This window comes from Veillonella dispar, from assembly GCF_900637515.1.
Lineage (GTDB): Bacteria > Bacillota > Negativicutes > Veillonellales > Veillonellaceae > Veillonella > Veillonella dispar.
Genome location: NZ_LR134375.1, coordinates 778955 through 804876, shown reverse-complemented (window position 1 = coordinate 804876; position 25922 = coordinate 778955). Strand labels below are relative to the sequence as shown.

At 37.6% G+C, this 25922-nt stretch carries 25 protein-coding genes and 1 riboswitch; of the genes, 11 read left to right on the top strand and 14 right to left on the bottom strand.

What is annotated here, in order from left to right; all coding sequences use genetic code 11:
* Window positions 1–17 precede the first annotated feature (17 nt).
* From EL171_RS03660 to EL171_RS03625, 8 genes are all read right to left on the bottom strand, one after another.
* The gene (locus EL171_RS03660) at window positions 18–1163 is read right to left on the bottom strand and encodes a cobalt-precorrin 5A hydrolase (RefSeq protein ID WP_039969356.1); all 1146 of its coding nucleotides are present in this window, start codon (window positions 1161–1163) and stop codon (window positions 18–20) included.
* Between the two features lie 4 nt (window positions 1164–1167).
* Window positions 1168–1929, bottom strand: coding sequence for a precorrin-4 C(11)-methyltransferase (cobM, locus tag EL171_RS03655; protein ID WP_009351723.1), 762 nt, complete (start codon window positions 1927–1929; stop codon window positions 1168–1170).
* A gap of 1 nt (window position 1930) precedes the next feature.
* Window positions 1931–2518, bottom strand: coding sequence for a precorrin-6Y C5,15-methyltransferase (decarboxylating) subunit CbiT (gene cbiT, locus EL171_RS03650; protein WP_005386191.1), 588 nt, complete (start codon window positions 2516–2518; stop codon window positions 1931–1933).
* The gene (gene cbiE, locus EL171_RS03645; protein ID WP_005386188.1) at window positions 2515–3141 is read right to left on the bottom strand and encodes a precorrin-6y C5,15-methyltransferase (decarboxylating) subunit CbiE; all 627 of its coding nucleotides are present in this window, start codon (window positions 3139–3141) and stop codon (window positions 2515–2517) included. Before cbiE ends, cbiT begins: the two co-directional genes overlap by 4 nt.
* On the bottom strand, window positions 3117–4235 hold the full coding sequence (cbiD, locus tag EL171_RS03640; protein WP_005386187.1) for a cobalt-precorrin-5B (C(1))-methyltransferase CbiD: 1119 nt from the start codon (window positions 4233–4235) through the stop codon (window positions 3117–3119). Before cbiD ends, cbiE begins: the two co-directional genes overlap by 25 nt.
* A 71-nt stretch (window positions 4236–4306) precedes the next feature.
* Complete coding sequence (locus tag EL171_RS03635; RefSeq protein WP_005386185.1) at window positions 4307–4801, bottom strand: YajQ family cyclic di-GMP-binding protein; 495 nt, start codon at window positions 4799–4801, stop codon at window positions 4307–4309.
* A gap of 397 nt (window positions 4802–5198) precedes the next feature.
* Window positions 5199–5660 carry an IS200/IS605 family transposase gene (tnpA, locus tag EL171_RS03630; protein ID WP_005380067.1) on the bottom strand — a complete coding sequence of 154 codons (462 nt, stop codon included), beginning with the start codon at window positions 5658–5660 and terminating at the stop codon, window positions 5199–5201.
* Window positions 5661–5857: 197 nt separating this feature from the next.
* Window positions 5858–7474, bottom strand: coding sequence for a WG repeat-containing protein (locus tag EL171_RS03625; RefSeq protein ID WP_005386179.1), 1617 nt, complete (start codon window positions 7472–7474; stop codon window positions 5858–5860).
* A 205-nt stretch (window positions 7475–7679) separates the two neighbouring features.
* Between EL171_RS03625 and EL171_RS03620 the strand changes: the two genes are divergently transcribed.
* From EL171_RS03620 to EL171_RS03610, 3 genes are all read left to right on the top strand, one after another.
* A complete protein-coding gene (locus EL171_RS03620) occupies window positions 7680–8579 on the top strand; it encodes an RluA family pseudouridine synthase (protein WP_039969353.1) in 900 nt (299 codons plus the stop codon).
* A 252-nt stretch (window positions 8580–8831) separates the two neighbouring features.
* Entirely contained in the window at window positions 8832–9761 is a 930-nt protein-coding gene (gene fba, locus EL171_RS03615) for a class II fructose-1,6-bisphosphate aldolase (RefSeq protein WP_039969100.1), read from the top strand.
* 3 nt (window positions 9762–9764) lie between these two features.
* Window positions 9765–11321, top strand: a complete 1557-nt coding sequence (locus EL171_RS03610) for a putative polysaccharide biosynthesis protein (protein ID WP_005386176.1) — start codon at window positions 9765–9767, stop codon at window positions 11319–11321.
* Between the two features lie 115 nt (window positions 11322–11436).
* On the opposite strand, the gene EL171_RS03605 is transcribed toward EL171_RS03610, so the two are convergent.
* The 3 genes from EL171_RS03605 to EL171_RS03595 form a co-directional block, all read right to left on the bottom strand.
* Window positions 11437–12273 (bottom strand): hypothetical protein, encoded by an 837-nt coding sequence (locus EL171_RS03605; RefSeq protein WP_005386174.1) that lies wholly within the window; start codon window positions 12271–12273, stop codon window positions 11437–11439.
* 42 nt (window positions 12274–12315) lie between these two features.
* Complete coding sequence (locus EL171_RS03600; protein ID WP_005386172.1) at window positions 12316–12774, bottom strand: hypothetical protein; 459 nt, start codon at window positions 12772–12774, stop codon at window positions 12316–12318.
* A 272-nt stretch (window positions 12775–13046) separates the two neighbouring features.
* Window positions 13047–14084 (bottom strand): AEC family transporter, encoded by a 1038-nt coding sequence (locus EL171_RS03595; RefSeq protein ID WP_005386171.1) that lies wholly within the window; start codon window positions 14082–14084, stop codon window positions 13047–13049.
* A gap of 246 nt (window positions 14085–14330) precedes the next feature.
* On the opposite strand from EL171_RS03595, the gene EL171_RS03590 reads away from it, so the two are divergent.
* Together EL171_RS03590 and EL171_RS03585 are read left to right on the top strand one after the other, a co-directional pair.
* Entirely contained in the window at window positions 14331–15071 is a 741-nt protein-coding gene (locus tag EL171_RS03590; RefSeq protein ID WP_005386170.1) for a gamma-glutamyl-gamma-aminobutyrate hydrolase family protein, read from the top strand.
* 15 nt (window positions 15072–15086) lie between these two features.
* Complete coding sequence (locus EL171_RS03585) at window positions 15087–16349, top strand: APC family permease (protein ID WP_005386169.1); 1263 nt, start codon at window positions 15087–15089, stop codon at window positions 16347–16349.
* Window positions 16350–16812: 463 nt separating this feature from the next.
* Here EL171_RS03585 and EL171_RS03580 read toward each other — a convergent pair whose 3' ends face one another.
* Both EL171_RS03580 and EL171_RS03575 read right to left on the bottom strand, forming a co-directional pair.
* Entirely contained in the window at window positions 16813–17652 is an 840-nt protein-coding gene (locus EL171_RS03580; RefSeq protein WP_005386168.1) for a hypothetical protein, read from the bottom strand.
* A 1-nt stretch (window position 17653) separates the two neighbouring features.
* A complete protein-coding gene (locus EL171_RS03575) occupies window positions 17654–18997 on the bottom strand; it encodes a hypothetical protein (protein ID WP_005386167.1) in 1344 nt (447 codons plus the stop codon).
* 124 nt (window positions 18998–19121) lie between these two features.
* On the opposite strand from EL171_RS03575, the gene EL171_RS03570 reads away from it, so the two are divergent.
* The 3 genes from EL171_RS03570 to EL171_RS03560 all read left to right on the top strand — a co-directional run bounded on the left by EL171_RS03570 (window position 19122) and on the right by EL171_RS03560 (window position 22834).
* A complete protein-coding gene (locus EL171_RS03570) occupies window positions 19122–19781 on the top strand; it encodes an HAD family hydrolase (protein WP_005386166.1) in 660 nt (219 codons plus the stop codon).
* A gap of 408 nt (window positions 19782–20189) precedes the next feature.
* The gene (locus tag EL171_RS03565) at window positions 20190–21593 is read left to right on the top strand and encodes a YkvI family membrane protein (RefSeq protein ID WP_005386165.1); all 1404 of its coding nucleotides are present in this window, start codon (window positions 20190–20192) and stop codon (window positions 21591–21593) included.
* Window positions 21594–21607: 14 nt separating this feature from the next.
* Window positions 21608–22834, top strand: coding sequence for a threonine/serine exporter family protein (locus EL171_RS03560; RefSeq protein ID WP_050755800.1), 1227 nt, complete (start codon window positions 21608–21610; stop codon window positions 22832–22834).
* A 125-nt stretch (window positions 22835–22959) separates the two neighbouring features.
* Here the strand turns inward: EL171_RS03560 and EL171_RS03555 are convergent, their stop codons facing one another.
* Window positions 22960–23556 (bottom strand): hypothetical protein, encoded by a 597-nt coding sequence (locus EL171_RS03555; protein WP_039969098.1) that lies wholly within the window; start codon window positions 23554–23556, stop codon window positions 22960–22962.
* 179 nt (window positions 23557–23735) lie between these two features.
* Here EL171_RS03555 and EL171_RS10045 point away from each other — a divergent pair, with 179 nt between their 5' ends.
* The 3 genes from EL171_RS10045 (at window position 23736) to EL171_RS10040 (ending at window position 25778) form a co-directional block, all read left to right on the top strand.
* Window positions 23736–23870: a hypothetical protein gene (locus tag EL171_RS10045; protein ID WP_005386162.1), complete on the top strand. Its 135-nt coding sequence runs from the start codon at window positions 23736–23738 to the stop codon at window positions 23868–23870.
* Window positions 23871–24128: 258 nt separating this feature from the next.
* A riboswitch (ZMP/ZTP riboswitch) is annotated at window positions 24129–24216 on the top strand.
* Between the two features lie 86 nt (window positions 24217–24302).
* Complete coding sequence (locus EL171_RS03550) at window positions 24303–25523, top strand: L-lactate MFS transporter (protein WP_005386161.1); 1221 nt, start codon at window positions 24303–24305, stop codon at window positions 25521–25523.
* A 120-nt stretch (window positions 25524–25643) separates the two neighbouring features.
* On the top strand, window positions 25644–25778 hold the full coding sequence (locus EL171_RS10040) for a hypothetical protein (protein ID WP_005386160.1): 135 nt from the start codon (window positions 25644–25646) through the stop codon (window positions 25776–25778).
* The last annotated feature ends 144 nt before the right edge of the window (window positions 25779–25922 follow it).

Here is a 25922-nt window from a genome sequence, read left to right as displayed (position 1 = left end):
GCCAGGGCCGATGCCGATTACTTTGATGTTACCTGTGCAATGGCTACCGTTGTTTTGGGATAAATTGTTTTGTGCTGTATTAATGTTCGGCTCTTGGCCGCTAGTAATGCCGTTGTCTCGCATACGTTTCCTACTCCTATAGTTCCTTTTACAAAATTAGATTCTTTTAATTCTTCTTTTTCAATGAGTGGTGCCATCTCGTCCTGTGTATAGAACACGATAGGCCATCCCATAATTTGCATAGCCTCTAAGAGGCCTACTTCGTCTTGTTTAACGATAACCGATGCTGCCGTTACAAGGCTCTTTGGTGAAAGCTTATGCGCTGCTAGCGACTGTTGTATGGCGTCAAGGATTAATTCCTTCGGCGTATCTCGACGACAGCCAATGCCCATCGTATAGGTTCGAGGGCGCAAAATCAATTGATGACCATACTCGGCAATTACTTTGTCCGTAATAACGACGCGAGAAGAACCTTCTTCAGTGCTTTCATTTTTACATGGAATGGAAGCAAGTTCCTCTAGAGAAACAACATGAACCATACCATGCTCACCAATATGAGCTTTCGCAGCTTGTTCTAAATGCTCTGCATTCGGTAAGCTAGCATCGATATAATAATCAACTCGCTCTCCTCCAACGATAGCAGAGTTCACATTGATTAAGGTTTGGAAATCATCCACCAACAGATGCTCATGGCGCGCCAACACGTCAGGCGCTGGCAATCCGTTTACATCCGTAGCGGTTGTAATAACTGGGTCCGCATCGATGGCCAGCGAAATGGACTGCGTCCATTCGTTGGCGCCCCCAAGGTGCCCAGACAATAAGCTAATCACATGATGTCCTACTTCGTCCATTACAACTACAGCAGGATCTTTGGATTTATGCTCAATATACGGTGCAATCATGCGCACTACGATACCGAGTGCCATAATACAAAGTACTTGGTCGTAATCCTTGAAAATCTGTCCAATATGATTTTTCAGAGAATCAAAATAAATAGCCTCTCCACCAGAGGGACGGTTTTCCTTTTCAAAGCAATCTGCATGAGGTGCCACCAAAGACTTGATGCGTTGACCTAGCTTTGCACCTCGTTCAGATACAGAGAGAATAGCCGTTCTATTCTTCTTAGCTCCAGTTGTAGATGCAACAGTTTCTAGTTCTTTCATCATACTAGTCCTTAGCACTGCGGTACATATGAGCAAAGCCTTTGTCGTAAAGTTTAGATAATTCGTATTCACTATCTAATACATGGCTTACTACGATCATAGCTTGGCGCAATACGCCTTCTTTCGCTACGATGTCCGCAATGGTTTCCAATGTGCCGCGGATAATGCGTTGGTCTGGCCAAGACGCTTTTACCACGATTGCCACTGGAGTTGTTTTGTCATAACCGCCCTCGATGAGTTCAGCTACAACCTTATCTAACATTTGAACGCTAAGGAAAATACACATAGTCGCTTCATGAGATGCTAACATGCGCAATTTTTCCTTTGGAGGCATCGGTGTACGGCCTTCCATACGCGTAATAATTACTGTTTGAGATACATTTGGCAATGTATATTCTTGTTTCAAAGCCGCTGCTGTAGCAAGGAAAGAGCTTACACCTGGTACGACTTCATAAGAAATCCCCATGCCAGCTAATGCATCCATTTGCTCTTGAATCGCACCATAAATAGCAGGGTCACCTGTGTGAAGGCGAACTACGCTTTTACCAGCCTCAACGGAAGCTTTCATAACAGCCAACACCTCATCAAGGTTCATAGTAGCACTGTTATGGATTTCACAGCTTGGTTTACAAGCCTCTAAAATGGCAGGGTTTACCAAGGAGCCAGCGTAAATAACAACGTCTGCCTCTTGCACTAAACGATACCCTTTGCGAGTGATTAACTCAGGATCTCCAGGGCCTGCGCCTACGATATGTACATCAACCATATTACTCTCCTTCTGCGATACGCGTTGCAGATACAATGAAAATTGGGCTCAATGGATCTAACAAATGATATGGACCAGCCTTGCGGTAACGGCTGATAGACATTTGGTAACCTTCATAGGTGAAAGGACGACCTTTCAACTCTTTAAGAATTGTGTAGCCAGTTTCCATTGTTACAGCAGTTACAACTAGACGGCCACCAATTTTTAATAGACGTTGCGCCTCATCCATAATGCCTGTCATACCGCCAGCACTGCCGCCGATAATAACTGCATCAAGGTCAGGCAATTCTTCCATGCCTTCAGGAGCTTTGGACTTGATAACCGTCATATTATTTACATTGAATTTCTTCATGTTTTCATTGATAAGGTCGATGCCTTTATCAAAGCGCTCAATCGCATATACATGCCCTTTAGGAGCTGCTAAGGCTGCTTCAATAGAAATAGAGCCTGTACCAGCACCAACGTCAAGGACGATGCTATCTTCCTCGATGCGTGCCTCGTTCATAACGGCTTTGCGAATCTCGCATTTCGTCATCGGCACGTCACCGCGGATAAATTCCTCATCAGGAATTCCGAAAAAATGTCTCATCCTAGTACCACCATTACAGAATGACCAAAACCTTCAAGCTCAGTTAATACCTCTAACGTGGAGTCTACAATTTTTTCATCATCATAGCTCAAACGCTCAAGGGCTGCTGCTCTCGTTTCTTTTGGCCAACCTGCATCTATTAAAATACGCGCAATATGCGCTGGATTATATTCAGGATCCGTTAAGAACCCCATCTTTTTACCTGCTTCATACACGAGTTTTTCAGGTGCCGGTTGGCGACCGTGAAAGCTCATTAAATCCGCATCATGCCACACCTCATTGAGTCGAGCGAAGGCAAAGGTCATAGAACTAATGCCTGGCACAACCTCAATAGGATTGGCAGGAAATTTCTTCTTTAAATATGGCAACAAGCTATAGTAGCCTGTATCACCACTAACCATAACTACAACGTCATGGCTATTGAGTTCATGCTCGATTTGCTCAGCTAACAAGCTAAGCTTTCCTGTTACAGGATATGTAATTTGGCCAGGCTCTTGAAAGTCTTCTAAGGACCGTTCACTGCCAACCAATACTGTAGCATGTTTAATTAAATTAAGGCCTTTAGGTACCACATAATCAGGATTACCTGGACCAATGCCTACGATATACAAGGTATGTGCCATTGTTCAAGCTCTCCTATCTCTTTTGCATGCTTATCCATTGCCAAAATCTCGCCCTTTAAAGTCGTAATAATGATACCTACCTCTGCTTCATTAGCAATATATCGCTCACTACGCAAAGATGCACGATCTACAACGCGTTGGTATACACCAGTCAGTCCTTCGCGCTCCAAAATAGGGAACGTAGACTCCGTGGTTTGGCAATTAAATAACTCTTCACACACTGCTTGGGATGCCCCTTCTAAGGCAGCATAAGCCACGATACTTTCCATGCGACCATCACTCATGCGATTGTGGGTGTGGAAACTACCACTAGCTAATTTGATTAGCTTACCAATATGACCAATGATCAAGATACGTTTGAAGCCAACTTCAACGGCTTTTTCGAGCATAAAGCCAATAAAGTTACTAGTCTCGGCCATTTGGTTCTTATGAATACCCAGAACTTGCTCCGCAAGATCCTGACCAATACGGCCCGGCACGAGAACAGCGGTTTCACAGCCATTGGCCTTCATAACTTTCAACTGAGGCACCAAAGAGTTTTTGAAACCTTCTTCACTCATAGGCTTAACGATACCAGTGGTTCCAATAATAGAAATACCACCTTCGATACCTAGGGTATGATTTAATGTTTTCTTGGCTAAAACCATACCGTTTGGCACGCTCACCGTTACCGTTACACCTTGACCATGTACACAGTGCTCTTCAAAGACGATTTTCATCATCGCTCGAGGCCCTGGATTGATAGCCGGTTCTCCTGGGGGCATAGCAAGACCCGGTTTCGTTACCGTCCCTACACCAAAACCCGCTCGGAATCGTAGTTCACCAGTATCATCGAGTGTTACCGTTGTTTCCACATCATTGCCATGTGTTACATCCGGATCATCGCCACCGTCCTTCATAACGGTTACCTTAGCCTCAGTATCAGATAGTACTTCTACGGCTTTAATAGGCACCTCAATATACTGACCTTGAGGATTTTCAATGACCACTTGGTCCACAATGCTTTTATCTAAGAGGGCCAATAAACCAGCTTTCATACCTGCCGTAGCACATGAACCTGTGGTATAGCCACCCTTCATGTCCTCTACTTTCATAAGGCCTCCTATACCGATAGGGTTAGCGATCCTATGGAATCAAACTAACCCTATCTTATGGACATATGTTATTAGGAACGGAAGTTAACGAATTGCAATTCTACAGGAATATCCAATTGTTTTAACATTTGGATAACGGCTTGCAAATCGTCTTTATCCTTACCAGATACGCGCACTTGATCTTCTTGAATAGATGCTTGTACCTTAATTTTCATGTTTTTAATTGCTTTAACTACTTCTTTAGCATTTTCTTTAGTAATGCCTTTTTTAATAGTAATTACTTGGCGAACTGTGGCACCAGCAGCTGGTTCAACCTTGCCGTAGTCAAGATTTTTAATCGCTACATTACGTTTAATCATCTTGCCTTTTAATACATCGATAATGGCATTCAATTTATATTCATCATCACCGATGATTTTGATAGTGTCGCCTTCAAGACTAATTTCCGCTTTGGAACCACGGAAATCATAACGGGTACCAATCTCTTTTTTTGCTTGGTTTACCGCATTATCTACTTCTTGCATATCCACTTCGGACACAACGTCAAAGGAACAATCTTTAGCCATTTTATACCTCCTACACCTGAACCCGTTGGGCATGGGGCTCATAGTATTACTTTCATCATCCTCATATTCCAAGTAAAAGTGTAAATGTACACCAAATCGGAATATATCTCTATAATTATACCTTATAACAGGCTTATTTTCTAGGTAAATCGAGATTTTTAATTATAACTATTATTAATCATAGAAGGATTATTTAAACTATAAATCGTAGAGTAATACAAGAACTGTATATGTATAAACATAATATATTCCAAAATCAGGACCACCCGTAAAACGGGTGGTTTGCTCACGGGCTATAAGCCCGTAGTACTAGGCCAGCGTCTAAAGGCGCTGGCTTTCACTACGTTCAAGCCGCATAGCCATTGACTCGTAACGGTCCCCTTAAAGGGGATATGTATTACTTGCTACCCTTAAAAGGGTCCTCATATTCTTTTACACTAAGTTTATCTTTCATTTGGTCATGTAATTCTTGCTCACGTATATATTTTTTTACGGTAGCTTCATTTAATCCTACCGTACTTACATAATATCCCTCGGACCAAAAGTGTCTATTTCCAAATTTATACTTTAAGTTTGCGTGTTTATCGAACATCATTAGCGCACTTTTACCCTTTAGATATCCCATAAAAGATGAAACTGATATTTTAGGTGGAATTAACACTAGCATATGCACATGATCTGCCATAAGCTCCCCCTCTATAATCTTGACGCCCTTATATTCACATAAACGTCTCAGTATTTCACGTAAACTATTTCTATATTGATTATATATAACTTTACGTCTATACTTAGGTGTAAATACTATGTGGTATTTGCATAACCATTTTGTGTGCGCAAGGCTCTGTGTCTTTGTTGCCATATAAAATCACCTTTCTTTTGTATATAATGCGGCTTGAACACCTACATTATACTTAAGCAAGGTGATTTTTTTGTATAACTTTCGTTGCCGCACCCGCATAGCGGGTGGTTTTATGATTCGCGACTACGTCGCGAACCAGTCTAAAGACAATAATAGGAAAAGACTGCACTATTACAAGTGCAGCCTTACCATTATCATTATAAAATTGTAATTTCATCATACGTAGGTTGAACTACTAACTCACCTTTAGAGTTGATAATCCCCCATTTACCTTTGATTTTTACAGGGCTGTAACCATGAGAGAAGCTACCAGTACCAGAAATATCTTTCATAACTGGAGTTTCTGTCACTGTACCATCAAGGGATAGAATCTTATAATTACCTTCTTTGTTGTATACCCAAGTATATGTATCACCAAGGAAAGTTTTTACGTTCATAGATTTATCGCCTTTATAGATCACACGACCTGTAGCCATATCTACTACATAACGATTTGTGTCATTAGTAACAGACATTTCATGTTCGCCTACAAACTCGATAGTATCGTATTTAAACGGTACCTCTTGTTTGCCTGTTTCCATATCAAAAATACCATATTTATTAGTATCTTTATTTTTCAATGTTAACAATACATTATTTACATCAATCGTGCCAGCTTCATAATTTCCAGGTTGAATTACATATTGACCTTGACGATTCATAAAACCTAATTTACCATCATTACGAACCAAGGTACCATGCTCTTCCATAGGGTATACATAATCGTTCTTACTATCGATTACAACAGCACCATTACGATCAATATAACCACGCTTCATACCATCATCTACAAGACCACCAAGTCCATCAAGATATACGCCACCATGATTATAGAAGTAACCCATACCTACAAGACCTAGAATACCACCAAGGCCAAAGTGACTTACCTTACGGCGGAATTCAGCCAAGCCATTTTTATATGGATATACTTCATTAGATGGAGCATTAAATAATACAGTGCCTTTACCATCAATAGCAACAGTTTTACCATTAGCTTTTACAAAGGCACGGTCCTCACTAAATTTAGTTTCTACATCAGATAGTGCTTTAAATTGAGGCTGAATTACTACATTGCCATTAGCATCTTTAAATCCTAATTTACCTTTTTCTGTGAAAGCTATATAAGAATCACTTGGATAGCTTTGACTAACAGATTTAGGATCAAAATCATTTAGCTCTTTAACAGCTGTATTCTTCTCATTAAGGCTGCTATATAAAGCTTCTTGCGCTTCTTTACCAGATTCTAATACAGTACCATCGCCTTTAATATGAGAAATTTTATTTTTACCTTCTTCAACAAAGAAAGTACCATCCTTCTTACTAGATGCATCTAAGGATTTATAGGCTGGAGCGAGTACAACTTGACCATTTGTACCTACGATACCCCATTTACCCTTTTCTTTTACAAGACCTAAATAGCCTTGTTGTAATAAGGAATCGTCCTTTAATACCTTCATAGCTTTTTTTACACCTGCTGGTGGCTCCTTAACAGCGCCAGAGATTGGTACAAACGTATCGAGTCGACCAATACCCACACCAACTCCGACAGATGTACTGCTAGAACGGCTAGAAGATTTTTCTGTAGTATTTGTTGTAGATGTAGATACAGTTGAAGTATGTTTCTCACTAGTTACACGCGTACTAGTAGATGTTTTTGTATCTTGATTTGTCACAGTGTTACTACTAGTGGATGTTGTTGTAGTTGCTGCAAAAGCACTTGTAGACATAGTCGCCAACACACAAGCGACTAATAAGGATTTCTTATTCAGTTTCATAAACCTCTCCTTTTACAAAGCAAACCATATACTCATCAATATATGGTGTTAAGATATTGAACGGCCAAAGCATTCAAATAAGTAAAATACCTACACATAAAAAATATATAAAAAACATTAATAAAAATTATACTATATGGTCTCTATAAAGACAACGAATTATGAAAAATTCTTCATCCATTATTTATTTGATATAATATTATGTATGAAAACAGCAACTATTATCGACTTGATTGTAGATTCCAACGTACATACGCAGTCTATGAATCATATTATAAAACAACAGCATATTTCCCAACGTATGCGACGGCGCTTGCGAAATAACGGCATTATAACAGTCAATGACGAACCAGCCTCTTGGAATACCCTTGTCCACGGTGGAGACCATCTCGTTATGAAGTTAACCCCAGAACAAGAATTTAGTTTAAGCCCTATGGATTTAGATATTGTATACGAAGATGAGTATATTTTAGTCATCAATAAAGAGGCAGGTATTCTGATGCATCCCACCTCAACGGTACGAGATCATACCTTAGCAAACGGCGTTCTACATTACTACCAACAGACAAATCAGCATTATGATTTCCATCCTGTTCACCGATTAGATAAGGACACCTCTGGGATTGTTATCATTGCTAAAACCTCTGTAGTACAACATGCTTTCGATAAAAAGCGTACTCATTTTCATAAAAACTACGACGCTATTGTAGAAGGTCAATTACCCACTAATCACATAAGCGTACAGTGGCCTATAGGACGTAAACCAGGTAGTATTATCGAGCGTTGCTGTACGAATGAAGGTAAACCTGCTCATACAGATATAACTGTCATTGAGAGTAATACCATTGTAAAGAATAAGATTGAGCAATGCTTTACCCATGTGCAATGTTTATTACATACAGGTCGAACGCATCAAATTCGGGTCCATCTATCTCAACTAGGATATCCACTTGCTGGAGATGACCTGTATGGTGGGCATTTAGACTATATTGGACGTCAAGCACTCCATGCATCGCGCATTAGCTTTTACCATCCCATGACGGATGAATGGCTAGAAATACAGGCATCCATACCATCGGATATGGAGTCATTACTCACCAATTGAGCTAATGTATTTCTGGTAAATTAATATCGATACATAAAAATTAGCCCACATGGGCTATAAAATTTGACGAATTTTATGCATAAGTTATACAAAAAATATTGGCCCTTTATAGTGTTTCTTGATATACTTAACTTGAATTGATATATGATTGCAATAACACTAGTTTTTTATCTAGCTCATATGCGCTAGAAATACTAGCAGTCACAGTATTAATAACATGATATGACAGGCCCTATGGCCAAGGAGGACAACATGCCATTAGTTACTACTACAGAAATGTTCAAAAAAGCCTATGAAGGCGGCTATGCTGTTGGCGCTTTCAATGTAAACAACATGGAAATCGTACAAGGTATCGTAGACGCTGCAAAAGAGGAACAATCTCCTCTTATCTTGCAAGTATCTGCAGGTGCTCGTAAATATGCTAAACATATTTACCTTGTAAAACTCGTAGAAGCAGCTCTTGAAGACAGCAACTTACCTATCGCTCTTCACCTTGATCACGGCGATTCCTTTGAAATCTGTAAAGACTGTGTCGATGGTGGTTTTACATCCGTTATGATTGACGCATCTCACCATGATTTCGATGAAAACGTAAAAATCACTAAACAAGTTGTTGAATATGCTCATGCTCATGGCGTGGTAGTAGAAGCAGAATTGGGCCGTTTAGCTGGTGTTGAAGATGATGTAAATGTATCCAATGCAGATGCTCGCTTCACCGACCCAGAACAAGCCGCTGAATTCGTACATCTTACAGGTGTAGACTCCTTAGCTATTGCTATTGGTACTAGCCACGGTGCTTATAAATTTAAAGGCGACCCTTACCTTGACTTTGATCGTTTGAAAAAAGTTGGCGAATTGTTGCCTGACTTCCCAATCGTATTACATGGCGCATCCTCCGTATTGCCTGAATTCGTAGCAAAATGTAACGAATTTGGTGGCAACATTCCTGGTGCACAAGGCGTACCTGAAGAAATGCTTCGCAAAGCAGCTCAAATGGCAGTTTGCAAAATCAACATTGATACAGACCTTCGTCTTGCTATGACTGCATCCGTACGTGAATACTTGGCTCAAAATCCATCTGAATTTGACCCTCGTAAATACTTAGGACCTGCTCGTGATGCTATTAAAGGCATGGTAGCTCACAAAATTAAAAATGTATTGGGTTCTTCCAACAAACTATAATCAATGGCTAGTGGATTTTTAAAAGGAACCTTAATTTTAACCATTGCCGGTTTCGTAGTGAAAGCCATCGGTAGTATTAACTGGATTCTTCTGTCCCGCATCTTGGGTGGTGAAGGCATCGGTATCTACCAGATGGCCTTTCCTATCTATTTGTTACTATTACAAATTTCGAGCGCAGGTGTGCCGATTGCCATCTCTATTTTGACGGCAGAACGATTAGCGTTACACGACTTTGGTGGTGCTAAGAGAGTATTCAATATATCTTTTACAATGTTAACCATTACTGGCTTTATCGCCAGCCTCGCCATGTATTTTGGTGCAGATTGGTTGATCTCTAGTGGTCTCATTGCTGAAAGCCGTGCCTACTACTCTATCATCGCGCTCGCTCCGGCAGTATTCTTTGTAACGTGGATTTCCTGCTTCCGCGGGTATATCCAAGGCTATGAAATGATGACGCCAACGGCGGTCAGCCAAATTGTAGAGCAACTGTTACGTGTTATCGTCATGCTCGGTGCCGCAGCAATCTTGTTGCCTTACGGTTTACCAGCTGCTGCAGGTGGTGCTAGCTTAGGTGCTGGCGTAGGTGCCTTTGGCGCCTTTCTAGTCCTTTTGTACTACTACTATAAATTGCCTAAGGCAAGTAGTACTGGTGAAAGCTACGATGGTCCTCGTGAATCAGCTAAAGAAATTTTGTCACGACTCTTAACATTGTCCATTCCAATTTCCTTAGCAAGTATCATGTTGCCATTAACAGCTAACCTCGATTTGCTCATCGTACCACGTCGACTCTTAGATGCTGGTTTCCCGATGAACGAGGTAACAGAACTGTTCGGTTATCTTACAGGTATGGCAGTTCCGCTCATCAACTTGGCTACCATTATTACAGCGGCCCTAGCAACAAGCATTGTACCAGCTATCTCTCATGCCTTTGCAAAACGCGATCATCAAGGTATTTATGAACGTACCTCTGGCTCTATGAGATTGACATTTATGGCTACTGTACCATTTACGGTACTATTATATGTCTTAGCTGCCCCAACAGTTACTTTGATTTACAATGCACCTAAGGCAGAATTAGCTACACAAATCACTGCGTTCTCTATCTTCTTCCTCGGGGTACACCAAGTAACAACAGGTATCTTACAAGGTCTCAACAAACCTCGTATTCCTGTAATTAATATGGGTATTGCTTTAGTAATAAAAGTCATCCTTAACTGGACATTAACGGCCATCCCATGGCTTGGTATCGGCGGTGCTGCGTGGGCAACCGTTGCTGATATTGGCTTTGCAGCGTTACTCAACTTGATTTATATCAAAAAATACACAGGCTACTTCCTCGATATTTCCCTTCTATGGAAAAATGTGGTCAGTGCCGGTGTCATGGGTATACTCATCTTTATGAGTTACCACTACTTAACAGATATCTTACCAATGTGGGTTAACTTCATACTCACAGGTATCGAAGGCTTATTGCTCTACGTCATTATTATGGTTCTTCTAAAAGGACTTAATAAAAACGATGGTGCAAGCATGCCACTCATTGGTAGATTCTTTAGATAATTATATAAAACCAAGAGGACTGACTTATTGAACTGCACCTCCAAAAATTGTGTCCAATTTTTGGGGTGCAGTTCATATTTAAGCCAGTCCTCTTTTTATACTACCTATATAGATACTATTTATTGAAAATTTTTGTATCACCAAAAACATCAGGTGGTACACCTAAACCTAGTTTTATCTTATTGTAGTTTGTTTTATTTCTCTTATTATCCACATATTGTATCATGTCTCTAATTTTATAATTACTTACATGAATATCGTGTGGTTTCTTTACCATATATGTATAACGATGATTTTCGTCATATACCGTCATAGTAAACAATGTGTATTTATCTCCTTCAACCTCTAAATACACACCTGGTGTAGCATCATTCCAAACAGTAGCCGATTGAATTGGATTCCTTTTACTTAACGATTCAGTATAAACAAAATCATTTAAATAGTTAAATAAAACATTTTGCTTTTTCACGTTATCTATAGATGACAAAGGAGTAACAATGATCTCTTCTTTTATATTTCCAGAAGAATAATTTACCTTATAGCCACCATTCTTAAGCGTCTCACGACCAATATGCTTACTATTTTTAAATACTTGGAAAGTAAAGTTTTCTACACGAACTGGAGTCGTATTTTCTAAAATAGCTGATGCAGGTTTGATAGAAGGCAAAATAGTATTAACTAATGGTGCCATAGTTGAATTCATGATTTCTTGTTCATTATCTTTCAAAACATTATGATTTAAACGACCACTCATCTGATAGCCTATGTGGTAACTTCTAGTAGGTGATGTGGGGAGTGTAAAATTTAATGTACCTATTATATTATCTGAATCATATTTGATTACATCCCAAGTTGCCTTCTCGATGCCTTTATATGCAAAAGTGCCACTACCTAACATCTTAGAACCATCAGGACGTATATCTCCTTTGCTTCCTTCAAATTCTTTACGCAATATATCACTATTTAGCTTACTGTATACAATATTGGTATTCTCTCAAAGATTACCCTTTGGTTGAGGACGAACTTCATAGCCTAATTGAGCAATTCGAGAAAAAATACGTCCCATTCTAACGACATCTTTTGTATTATCTAATCTTGCAATTCCTATACCGCTTTCATAAGGGGCTGTAAATTTTATATCTGCCCCATTATCACGCAAAATTAAAACTGTCCTTGAATACATAATCGCATTATTTAATTCTTTAGTAGCATAAATATCAGAATCTAACTTTGACTTATCATAATTAGGGTCTTTTGCTCGAATAGCAGGTATTTCTTTTTCTATACTCTGATCCATTAAGCGCGTTACTTTAGGATCTATCCGATAATGCTGATATGCATCTTCTGGTGCAGGAGGAAAAGCACCTGGAATATTAATATCAATCCCATAAGACGGTCCCACACCTAATGTAATACCTAAAAGACCTAAAGTTATTACTCGTTTCCAATTCATAAATACTCTCCTCTATATACTAGCTCTCAATTTAACAAATATTATATCTAATTATTAATTTTTTATCAATTTTATTTAAAATTTTATTATAAATATATTATTTGATACAGCTAATCATAGAGTGTAGAAGAGTTGTTAAACTTCTTACAGAATATAAACTCTTTATACTTGTATCAATATTGCAGGTACAAAGTTTTATATAGATAAGGTAATACATTAACCATACACAGTATCATAAAAATAAGGAGAAGGAATTTAACCTTCTCCTTATTTTATGTAGTTATTCCTATCATAGTTAGGATTTCCATAATAATTGGTATAGCTACCACAAATAATATAGTACTAATCATGACAAGTCCTGTAGCAAATGGCAGATCAGCTTTGGATTCATTGGCTACAATTGGTAATACTGCAATAACGGGACCCGCCGATTGTACAACAAAGGTAATGATTGCTATTGGTTCTAGGACGATACCGGCGCCATATTGCAAGCCCATAATGACACAGAACATAATAATCGGTGAAATTACAAAACGACCGATAATACCACCAATTGAATCTTTATTAAGACTCATACTTTTTAGCCCCGCATCATGAAGTACGATACCAATATAAATCAATGATAATGGGGTTACCATATCACCTAAGTAATTTAATGTAGTATGTAAAATTGGTGCTAAAGGAATTTCAAAGAATAAGAATATCAATGCTACAAAGAACCCTAACAATGGTGGAGGTAATAACTTCTTCAAATCAAATTTAAACTTCTTACGCTTTGTTTCTGTATCTACTGTGCTATTACTTATACTATCAGTTTTACTATTATCAAAACCTAATTCAGCATTAGGCAGTGGATCTAATTCTATAAGAAATACCCCTACCATCCATACTGAAATAGTGTTACCGATATAATATAACAAGAAATATGGTAGAGCATCTTGACCAAAGAGGGCGATTTGCACTGGCAATCCAATAAATAAGCAGTTATCATTAACTACCATATTTATAAAAATACCACGCCTACCTCGAGGTACTTTCAGTGCTTTCATCATGATAAAAGCAACGATATACGCAATTACATAGGTTAATGTAACAGCTAGCATCCCATATCGAAGGTCCCATAAATCCGATGTATGTAGATGATGCAATACAGATACGAATACACCGGCTGGTAACGCAACAGACATGATAAATCTAGATAGGTTACCACTAAATATAGGATGAAACATCCCTCGCCCTTTTAGTATATACCCTAGCGAGATTAGCAATACAATAGGTATGATGCTCTGTAAGGATGTAAGAAAAACCATAGTAAACCTCCCATACAGTTTATTTGTAATCTATCATACCATGTTTTTAACAAAACATATATGAATATAATTTCCCTACAGGACTAATATGAATGTTAGAAAATGTATCAATCTTAACATATTTTAGTATGTATAAGTTTTATAATTAATTACAATAGTAGTATTATTTATTCACGTATATTTGATATACTAAAATTATACTAATTATACTAATTGTCCAAATTTTTACACATCTGAGGTGATATTATGACAAAACCATTCATTGGTGTATCTGGCAATATCTTACGAGATAACGGCGGAGCTTATGTAGATTTGTTACGTTCTTATGTAAACCATGATTATCCACGCTCTATCGAAGAGGCTGGTGGTATTCCAGTTATTATCCCATTTACTAAAGACCTCGACGTAGCTCGAGAAACAGTGGCAAAACTAGATGCTTTATTATTATCTGGTGGCCATGATGTATCTCCACTTAATTACGGTGAGGAACCATTACAAGGTCTAGGCGATGTATTCCCTGAACGAGATCAATTCGATTTTGCATTATTGAAAGCAGCAGAAGAAAAACAAATTCCTATCTTTTGTATTTGTCGAGGCATTCAAATTTTAAATGTATATCGTGGCGGATCTCTATACCAAGATTTGAAGTATGACGAAAACTGTACGATAAAACATTCACAAAATCAAACCCCTGCACTAGGTACACATACAGTAGATATCGAGTTTGAATCTAAGCTTGCTAGTGCTATTGGTCGTTCCACATGGATTACTAACTCTCACCATCATCAAACAGTAAAACATGTAGGTAAAGGTTTACAAGTAGTAGCAAGAGCTAAGGATGGTACCGTAGAAGGTTTAGAAGACTCTTCCTATCCTTGGTTAGTAGCCTGCCAATTCCATCCAGAAATGATGTCTGAAACAGATGAAAATGCAAAACGTTTATTTGCTGCCTTTGTAACAGCAGCTCGAGAAAATATAACTAAATAGTAGGAAGGTTTTAGTATGAAAGAAATAGGAAAATTTGGCTTCTGGAGTATTGTACTCCTAGGCATCAATGGTATTGTAGGGACAGGTATATTTCTACTACCAAACAAAGCATATTCTATCATTGGTTCCGCTAGTTTAGGCGTCCTATTATTTGATGCCGTAATTGCAGGATGTATCGCCCTTTGCTTTGCTGAAGCGGCAAGCTTATTTACACGTAATGGCGGACCTTACCTATATGCAAAACATGCATTAGGTGACTTTTGGGCCTTTGAAGTAGGCGTTTTAAAATGGATTGTAACCGTTATTGCTTGGGCGGCCATGGCCGTTGGCTTTGCTACCGCATTAGGTGCTGCAGTGCCGGCGTTAAGTGGTGATTTTGCAAAAGATGTTATTTCATTTATCTTGATTGTAGGTCTTACCATTGTAAATATCTTTGGTGTTAACGTATCAAAATTCGTTAACAACTTAATCACTATTTCTAAGTTAGTTCCTCTTGCCCTATTCATTGCAATTGGCATTTTCTTTATAAATGGAGCTAACTTTACGCCAGTCTTCCCGCAAGATACTTATGTAGATGGTTCATTTGCACAAGCCGCAGTTCTTCTATTCTTTGCCTATACAGGATTTGAAGTTATTGCCATTGCTGCAGAAGATATGAAAAATCCTAAAAAGAATTTACCACGTGCTATTATCATGTGTATGCTTCTCGTGTCCGTTCTATATATGGCAATACTCGCCGTATCTATCGGTGTACTCGGCTCTGACTTGGCTAATACAAAAGCACCAGTCCAAGATGCTTTTAACGTAATTGTAGGTCCTATCGGTATGTACGTTGTATTAGTAGGAACACTAATTTCTATGGGTGGTATCAACTTTGCGGAGGCTTACTATGCACCTCGTGTGGCTACCTCTATGGCTGAAGACGGTATGTTACCAAGTGCTCTAGCTAAACGTAATCGTTACAATGCACCATATGTTGCAGCTATCGTTACAGCCATTGCCAGTGTATTACTTGCATGGTCTGGTTCCTTTACTACACTAGCAGCCATCAGTGCAGTATCTCGTTTTACACAATACCTACCAACATGTTTAGCAGTTATTATCTTCCGTCGTAAATGGGCAGACAAAGATCGATCTTATACAATCCCTGGTGGCTATTTAATCCCAGTTATTGCAATCGGCACATCCCTATGGATGCTCGCCCAAGCTCAAACCAACCAATTACTATGGGGTCTAGGCGGCTGTATTGTAATCTTGCCATTCTACTACTCCTATTAGAAAAAGAAAAAAGCGGGTCTCATTAAAGACCATGATGAAATGTAGAAAAGCTTTTAGTTCGCTTACATATATCTATTTTAGAGATACTACCAGTTAAAAATAATTTCAGGCATCCCATATATACTCTTTTTTGAGATACTACCAGTTAAAAATAATTATTTCTAATTAAATTTAAAACTACCAGTTAGTCATGTTGTTTTGTAAACCGATCTTCAATAACAGGAGGTCGATCTACTACAACGTGAAATTAACTGGTAGTTTTTTACATTTCTAGACTAAATATAATACTTTTAACTGGTAGTATCTCATTAATCATATGTAGTTAGACTAAACAATATTCTTTTAACTGGTAGTATCTCATTAATCATATGTAGTTAGACTAAACATAATACTTTTAACTGGTAGTATCTCACTAACCATATATATTTAGACTAAGTATAGTACATTTTACTGATAGAGTTATTTATAATAAATCTTCTTCAGTAGTTGTTGTCTTGGTTAGTTCTTCTTCGATATAGCCAACTTCATCAGTAGCTTCGTCTTCGTCACGTGTGTCGATATAGATACTAATAAGCGCTAGTGCGCCTTCTTCATTGAGGGTTGCAATGGCACTCATAGGACCATAGGTTAAAATAAGACCATCTTCTTCATCGCGAATGATATGAGGTACCGCATCAAAGTGTTGGTTCATTAATTGATCAAAGTAATCTTCTACATCAAGGCCGCTTTCAAGGGTGATGGATTCAGCATCGCCTTTTTGGAATACAACACGTGTGTCTTCATCTATATATTGGTAGAAATCGTCTACATCAACATTCGCGGTTTCAAGCCACATACTGAGGGCTGTAATCCAATCTTTCACAGTAGTTGGTGCAGAAATAAAAGCATACTCGCTTTCATCATCGCCAAAACGAAGATCATCATACTCAATACTATAGTTTTCCTGACTAGATACGATACGGTCTACGAGCCCCTCATCATTTACATCAACAAAAATCATGTACACATAGTTATCGCTGCTTTCATAAGAAACAGTCAAACCATGACGGCCCTCATGGAATAGCGCATCCTCCTCATACACATCGGTAATATGCATCACCTTGCACGTAACAGGCACATTATCAGCCTTAATAGACTCAGTCATAGAGGATAAAAACTCAATACTTTCATTACGATTGCGGCCAATAATACCTCGACCCGTAGACATGTATTCACAATCCTCAGCCAAAATGTTTTCAATACCATGAATATCTGCGGATTCGAGAATAGATTTTATCAATAAAAGAGCTTGTATTTCAGTCATACTACTTCTCCAAATCTTTTTTAACTATATCTTCAATATTAGCAAGATCAACATTGCCCTTGAATTTCTCAGGAATAGTAACTAACTTAACATCAGTTAACATATTACGAAGTTGTTCTTTAGTATAAGACATATTTCTATTATAACTCAATATACTAGTTAAGGCTGTTGTTCCGTCCTGAATATAAAATATCATTCTCCCTTCTTTATTAGCTTTCTCTTGTTCCACTAAAATGCCTGGTATACCATCATTCCATACAATGCGTTTAGAGAAATGGACATAGCCTTCAGGCGATTGAACTGCATTCATAATCACCTCATCTATAAAGCTAGCTAGCGTAATAGAATCAGTTCCCCCTTCCTTAGCTATGAAATCTATAAAGATAGTTTGTGTTATACCAGAAGGACTTTTATAAAATAAACCACTTTTAAAATCTGCTAAAGTGGCACTAACTTTTGCATCATTAAGAATGCGATAGATAAAATTTTCACCGTCTATTTTTGTTGTATGAGAATATACATTGCTATCTGTTAAAGGTTTAATAGATGGTAACACATAATTAACCAGTATTGGACTAATTACCTGCCCCATATCCCGCTTAGCTTCAGTTATACCTACATGATATCGAATAGTCGAATCATTATCAAAAGCAAAGTTTAAATTAGAGTAAAATTGAGCTTTATTATTTTTCTTAATTTTGCCATACAAAGAATCCCAATAGCTATCTATTAAACCAGCATATGAAAAACTCGCTCCATGAATATCTTCTGGCTTATAAGAAAGAGAGTTAAACTCTTTTATATTAATAGGTCGTTTATAATCTTTACGTAAATCATCTTCCGTAATCGAATCAAATGACTTACCCATATAATCAGAACTTTGCCAATTTTGTTTGTTCTCAACAATTAAATTTATCATTATATCATTAGAGAAAATATCATAGGCTGTAAATTTATCAGTTATATTATTTTCCTGTACTTTATAATAACTCATATAAGGTACAAGAAAACGAATTCCTTTTCCACTATGGTCAATAATCTCTGTTTGCCCCTCATACATATTAAGAGGACCTACATAGCTGTCTCGAATGACTGTTTCAGCCTCTTTTTCATTTAGGCCATTATCTATGTACAGTTGCTTAGTTTTATCATACTCTTTGCTTTTTTGAAAATCTCTTAATGCTCCTTCTTGTATGTTTTTAATTGAAGAATCACTATGTATATAACTTTCATAAGCATTTATAGGAATTCTATGAGCAGCACCGGGAATATTAACATCAACAGCCCCTACTAAACCAGTAATTAAGCTAATATATACTGAAAGTGCTATTGTTTTACGAATCATATATCTCTCCAATTTTAAAAGTCCCAACTATAGTACGTTAATTGTAACATAGTCCAATTTTTTATGAAAATTTTCTCTGTCTGTCATATAATAGAATAGTTAATAATTACATTTGGAGGTCCCCATGAAATATACAACCATCGTTTTTGATTGCGACGGCACATTGCTCGATACGGCTAAAGATTTAGCGAGTGCTGTAAATCATGTACTACGTACACATAACTTCCCTGAAAAGTCTCTAGCAGAGGTAAAGGCAGCACTTGGTAATGCTGTAACGTACTTGATGCGTCAATGCTTGCCTAGTACAGTAGCAGATCATGAATTAGAACCATATATCGAGGAGTTCAAAACCTACTATGGGGAACATCTAAAGGATACTACAGCACCGTATCCTGGCATCTTAGATATGCTAGATGCATTGCGTGAAAAAGGTTATAAATTAGCTATTGTATCTAATAAAATCCAAGAAGGCGTTACACCTTTAAATAAAGAATATTTTGGTGATCGCTTACCTGTTGCTATTGGTGAAAGACCGGGCTTACAACGTAAACCAGCACCAGACATGGTACTCCAAGCATTAAAAGAGTTAAACTCTACTCCTGAAGAATCTATTTATGTAGGTGACTCTGAAGTTGACGTTGCTACTGCAGAAAACTCCGGCCTACTATGTATCGGTGTTACCTGGGGCTTTAGAGAAGAATCTCTCCACCAAGAACTAGGCGTAACACACATTGCTCGTAAAGCAGAAGATATTCTAAGCATTGTGGAAAACTTAAATAAATAACATCCTAAATTATAATCATTAATCTATAACAAATTCATATAAAATAAACGATTTACATCTTAAAACCGCACAAAAATGGGAATTAAAATATTAGATTTCTCATTTTTCGCGGTTTTCTTTTATTTTCTCTAATTTATTTCAACTTTCACATTATATTTTTTTACGCATAGATACTATCCCCAATCTATTGCCTTAAAAATGTGATATATGTTACATTTATGAGGCAGTACTTTCACATGTACACGCCGTCAATTCAATAGTTAGTGTATTGAACTTAAGGCCTATAAATAGGTCCATTCTTAGCTAATCTTATAGGGATTGGCAGTAAGATTTCCATCAACTGAATCATTAGTATGATATAATATTATTTTGTATACTAAGTTATGTATTTGAAAGGAGGAAAATATAATGCAACAATCATGGAAAATTGCATTTGCCTACATAGGTGTTATTGTAGGTGCAGGACTCTCGAGTGGACAAGATCTTCTACAATATTTTATAAGTTTTGGCCAAATAGGTCTTATTGGTGTTCTATTACTAGGTCTATTAAATGCCGCATTTGGTAAAATCATGCTTTCTTTGGGGAGCTACTATCGTGCAGACAATCATGAAGAAGTTTTTACACAGATTTCCCATCCTATTATTACAAAAATACTTGATTTTGTACTAATCGCTGGTAGTTTTATTATGGGCTTCGTTATGATAGCCGGTGCAGGATCAAACTTAGAACAACAATTTGGACTTCCTTTTTGGATTGGCGGATTAATTTGCTCACTTTTAATCATAACCGTATCATTTATGGACTTTGATAAAATTACCAATGTTCTAGGTATTTTTACACCTATTATGATTGTAATGATATTCATCATTACAGGTTACTCTTTTATGGGTAAAAGTCATGATTGGGCTGCGTTAGATACTATAGCCCACACAATCAAACCAGCCACAAGCAATGTATGGTTTTCTGTCATTAATTATTATTCTCTATGTGCTATGACAGCTGTTTCTATGGCCTTTATTTTAGGTGGTTCTGTTGTTCGTATTGGTATTGCAGAAAAAGGTGGCACTCGTGGTGGCCTATTAGTCGGATTAGTTGTTTTTATAGCTGCTATCTCTATTTTTGCCAATCTAGATACAGTAAAAGATGCAGATTTGCCGATTCTTGCTATTGCCAATCAAATTCATCCTTGGCTAGCATATATATATGCAATCACAGTCTTTTCACTTATTTTTAATACAGCATTCTCTCTTTTTTATTCTATTGCTAGACGTTTTGCCAACGGCAGCACAAAAAGAATGAGAATTGTTATTATTTCTGTAGTAATCATAGGATATATATGTAGTTTCTTTGGTTTTAAAGATTTGATTAGTATCCTCTACCCAATTCTCGGTTATATGGGACTATTACTCCTAATTATTCTTATTTATGGCTGGCTCCGTGATCGTAAAGATATCATTATGGAAAAACTCTTCCGAAGAAAGATGCTCCATTTATCATTAAAAAAACATAGTCCTCACAAAAATCTTTCAGAAAAAGAACGCGAACTATTCCATACATTAGGTGATATTAGTCAAGCAGATACAAAATCTCTTAAAGAAGATATTCATAATGAAGCAAAAGAAATACTTTCAAATACGGAAACAGTTCAAGAGCTAAAAGACTATGTGGAAGAGCATCTCTCAGTAGACGAAGAAGTTATACATCAAAATATCAATATCCTACAAGAACAACAGGAAGAATCAAAATCAACTGAATCTTCTAAAGATAGACCTATCAAAAAGTCCAATATAAATAACAATGAAGTAAAATGAATAACGAGGAAATAATGACAGGTGTGGAATTAGAAATTATACTAAAAGCTGGAAAAATACTACTTAGCAGTGGCGCCGAAATCAGTCGTACAGAGGATACCATGAACTACATAGCACGAGCTATGAATTTTAAAGATTTAGAAGCCTACGTATCCAATAGAGGTATTTTTGCAACTGCTAAGAAAGCTGATGGAACTGAAATTACTCGTATTTATAACGTTCCTGAAGTCGATATTAACCTCAGTAAAATTGAATCTGTTAATGCTCTCTCCCGACGTATCACACAAAAAAATATTACTATTGAGGAGATTGAAAGTGAACTTAATCAAATTGATACCATGTCAGACTATTCTTTTTTTTGGAGATTAGTAGCTTATACGTTAGGAGCTTCGGGCTTTAGCTATGCAATTGGTAGTTCAATAACAGACTCTATAATTGCAGGTATTATAGGCTTAATATTAGGCGTCTATATGTGTACCATCAAACGCATACTTAGCTCTGATGTATTGATTACCATTTTAGGTAGTATTCTAATAGCCTTATTGGGTAATCTCTTTATCCACTTTGAATTAGGCTCCAACCTATCAGTTATATTACTAGGAGCCATGATTGACATTGTTCCCGGAGTTCCTTTCGTCAATGCTATTAGAGAGTATAGCCAGAATAACTATAATACAGGAATAACCCTTATGATGGGCGCGTTACTTACCTGTATTTCAATGGCTGTAGGGGTCGCAGTAGTACAATCACTACTCTTCAACACACAAATGATTCCTCTTTATACCTCTAATTTAGATACTAATTCCTTAACCTCTATGTTTATGCGTAGTATAATGGCTGGTATTGGTACTACAGCATTTGCAATCTTATTCCGTGTAGCTAAACAACATTTTATCGATTGTACAATATTAGGATTCATCTCATGGTTCTTGTTCTTAACATTATCTTCACTACAGTCTAATGTTATGCTCTCCATATTCATCAGTGGTTTTATCATCGCCATAGCATCAAGAATATTGGCTGTTAAACGAAAATGCCCTGCTATAGTTTTCCTAATGACTAGCTTATTCCCTTTACTACCAGGGCTCAGCTTTTATCGATCCATTTATTATATGCTAATGGGACAAGAAACTATTGCCATTAGCTTCGCAAAAGAATCCTTTTTGATAGCTTTTACAATTGCTATATCTATCGTAATTGTAAAACATATAAAACCACCACGAATCAAAAAACACTTATAAATAATATAACGTTATAACCAATTCATATAAATTACTTGCCCGACAAAAGAGGTTCCTATAAGTCACTACTGTGACCATTAGGAACCTCTTTTATTTATAACTATATTGTGCTAATTAGATATCACTTATTTATAGCTGAACTGCGCATCCATAATCATTTGGCGCAACTGCTCAATGCGAATACCTTCAGGTAGCTTGTCTCTATAAAACTGCAAATTATAATAGTAACGAGTATCTTCATAATCAGTAACTAATACCATATCCGTCCTATTATGTAATGGCCAGCCATACATAAATTCGGCTAGCAAACTACGCACACCATCATTATTGACCCCTATTACATCATGCTTAACAGGCAATACCATCTTTACGGTAGGTTCAGGAACCGTCCTATCTTTAACAATCTCATTAACCTCAGCATCTAACGTGGAACTCGTACTATCAATAGATCTAGCCTTTACATGCATAAATACCCCATCAGAGGTTCTAAACGCCCTACCATCAATGTCCTTCGTTTCACCCTGTGTTTCGATAGCATTCTTTAATACTCGGAATTGATACGGTCCATAAAACTTTGTATCTGTAATAGCATCTAATGCCGCATCATATTGACCATTATGTACATTCGTAACATGCATAAGAGGTTTAATATCGTTAGCTTGTGAAAGCATTGGTAATGCTAAACATAGACCAAGACTTAGTAATGTAATACAACGTTTCATATGAGTCTCCCTCTCCCTAAAAACTATTATCTTATTTGTATTGTAACATAATTAATCTATTCCATTATAATAGTTACAAAACGAAAGAGGTTCCTATTGGTCACCAAGGTGATTATTAGGAACCTCTAATCTATTTACTTTTATTATTGACAGCACTATATTGAACTTGAGGCCTCTAAATGGGTCCAGCCTTTGCTAATCATCTAGAGATTGGCGGTGATCAATATGAGTACATTCAAAGTATTATCATTGATGATTTCCTTTGGCATACTTGTAGCGACCATTATCATGGCAGCAAAGTGATTGACCTCTAGCTGAAAGCTAGCTTTCTAATCGTGGTATGAAAAAAGGCCCGACATAGAAGTCAGACCGTTTCTTCAATTTTACTTACTAGAAGCGAAGTCTGGCGTCCAAACCATTTATGCCTCACTTTGATATAAATTATATCATATCTAAATAGGGAAAGGAATCAAAGGATTTCTTTCCCTATTTTCAATTACAAATGTTTATGGTGCATACGATAGTGACTTATATCATCGACAAGATATCCTCTTAATTGCTATATTTATAATATATTACTACTGGGCTGACGGATTCGTAGAATTGACTACATGCACAGTAGCGCACATCGTGTGATAGCCGACCGTCTGGGCAAGCTTTTGTTCAGGCGGTCTTTTTTTGTTCTCTCATAGCAAATTTGCTATATAAATTTTTAATCATTTCACCGATATGAAAGGAGTTTTCTTATGAGAAATCGTTGGCTTATTGCACTAGCTGCCATTGGTCTGCATATATCCATCGGTAGTGTGTACGCATGGAGCGTGCTCACACGACCTATTATGGCAGATATGGGATTTACTATGTCTCAAACAACATGGACCTTCTCCCTAGCTATCCTGATGCTTGGACTGTCTGCAGGCTTTTTAGGATCCTTTGCAGAAAAAATAGGTCCCAAGAAAAGCGGCCTTCTTGCTATGTTATTCTGGGTGGCAGGCCTATTAGGTACTGCTTATGCACTTAGTGTCCATAATCTTACCTTACTCTATCTATTCTATGGTATCATCGGTGGTATCGGACTAGGTATTGGTTATATAACACCAGTTTCTACACTGGTAAAATACTTTCCAAATCGCCCAGGATTTGCCACCGGGTTAGCCATTATGGGTTTTGGATTTGCTTCACTCATTGCAGGACCACTTATGCAATTCCTCGTAGCTCAAGTGGGATTAGTAAATAACTTCATTATCCTCGGTGTAATCTATCTAGTGGTTATGGGCGCCTCTTCGCTCTATTTGAAAGCACCTCAACAAAAACAACCACCTCGAACTACGAAAGATAAATCCACTATGTACGTTCACAACCATGGCATGCTAGCCAACGAGGCTATGAAAACTTGGCAATTTGGTGCCCTTTGGTGGATTTTCTTTATTAATATTACCTGTGGTATAGGTCTTCTATCCTTAGCATCCCCTATGGCACAAGAAACCATTGGTATGACACCTGCAGCAGCTGCATCACTAGTTGGTATCATCGGTATCTTCAATGGTGGAGGTCGCATTGCATGGTCCACTATCTCCGACTACTTTGGCCGTGCACAAACTTACATACTATTCTTTATTATACAAATCATCGCATTCTACGTACTTGCCGAAACCAATAATGCTCTAACATTCCAAGTTTTAATTCTTCTCATTATCACCTGCTATGGCGGCGGATTCGCCTGTATGCCAGCATATCTTGCAGACCTCTATGGCATACGCCAACTCTCCACTATTCATGGCCGCATTCTAACCGCTTGGGGATTAGCTGGTATAGTTGGTCCTATGCTCGTGTCATACTTTCACGAAGCAGGATATGGATATACTACAGCCTTAGTATGCTTTGCGCTTCTATTTGTATTAAATACAATTATTGCTATAATCTTAAAAATATACGGCAAACGAGGTCTGCATAAAAGATACTGTTAAATCCCCCGAACTAATTACAAAACGAAAGAGGTTCCTATTGGTCACCTAGGTGACTATTAGGAACCTCTAATCTATTTACTTTTATTATTCACAACATTATATTGAACTTGAGGCCTCTAAATGGGTCCAGCCTTTGTTAATCTTCTAGAGATTGGCGGTGATCAATATGAGTACACTCAAAGTGTTATCGTTAATGATTTCCTTTGGCATACTTGTAGCGACCATTATCATGGCAGCAAAGTGATTGACCTCTAGCTGAAAGCTAGCTTTCTAATTGGGGCATGAAAAAAGGCCCGACATAGAAGTCAGACCGTTTCTTCAATTCAATAAATCTAGAAGCGAAGTCTGGCGTCGAAACCATTTATGCCTCACTTTGATATAAATTATATCATATCTAAA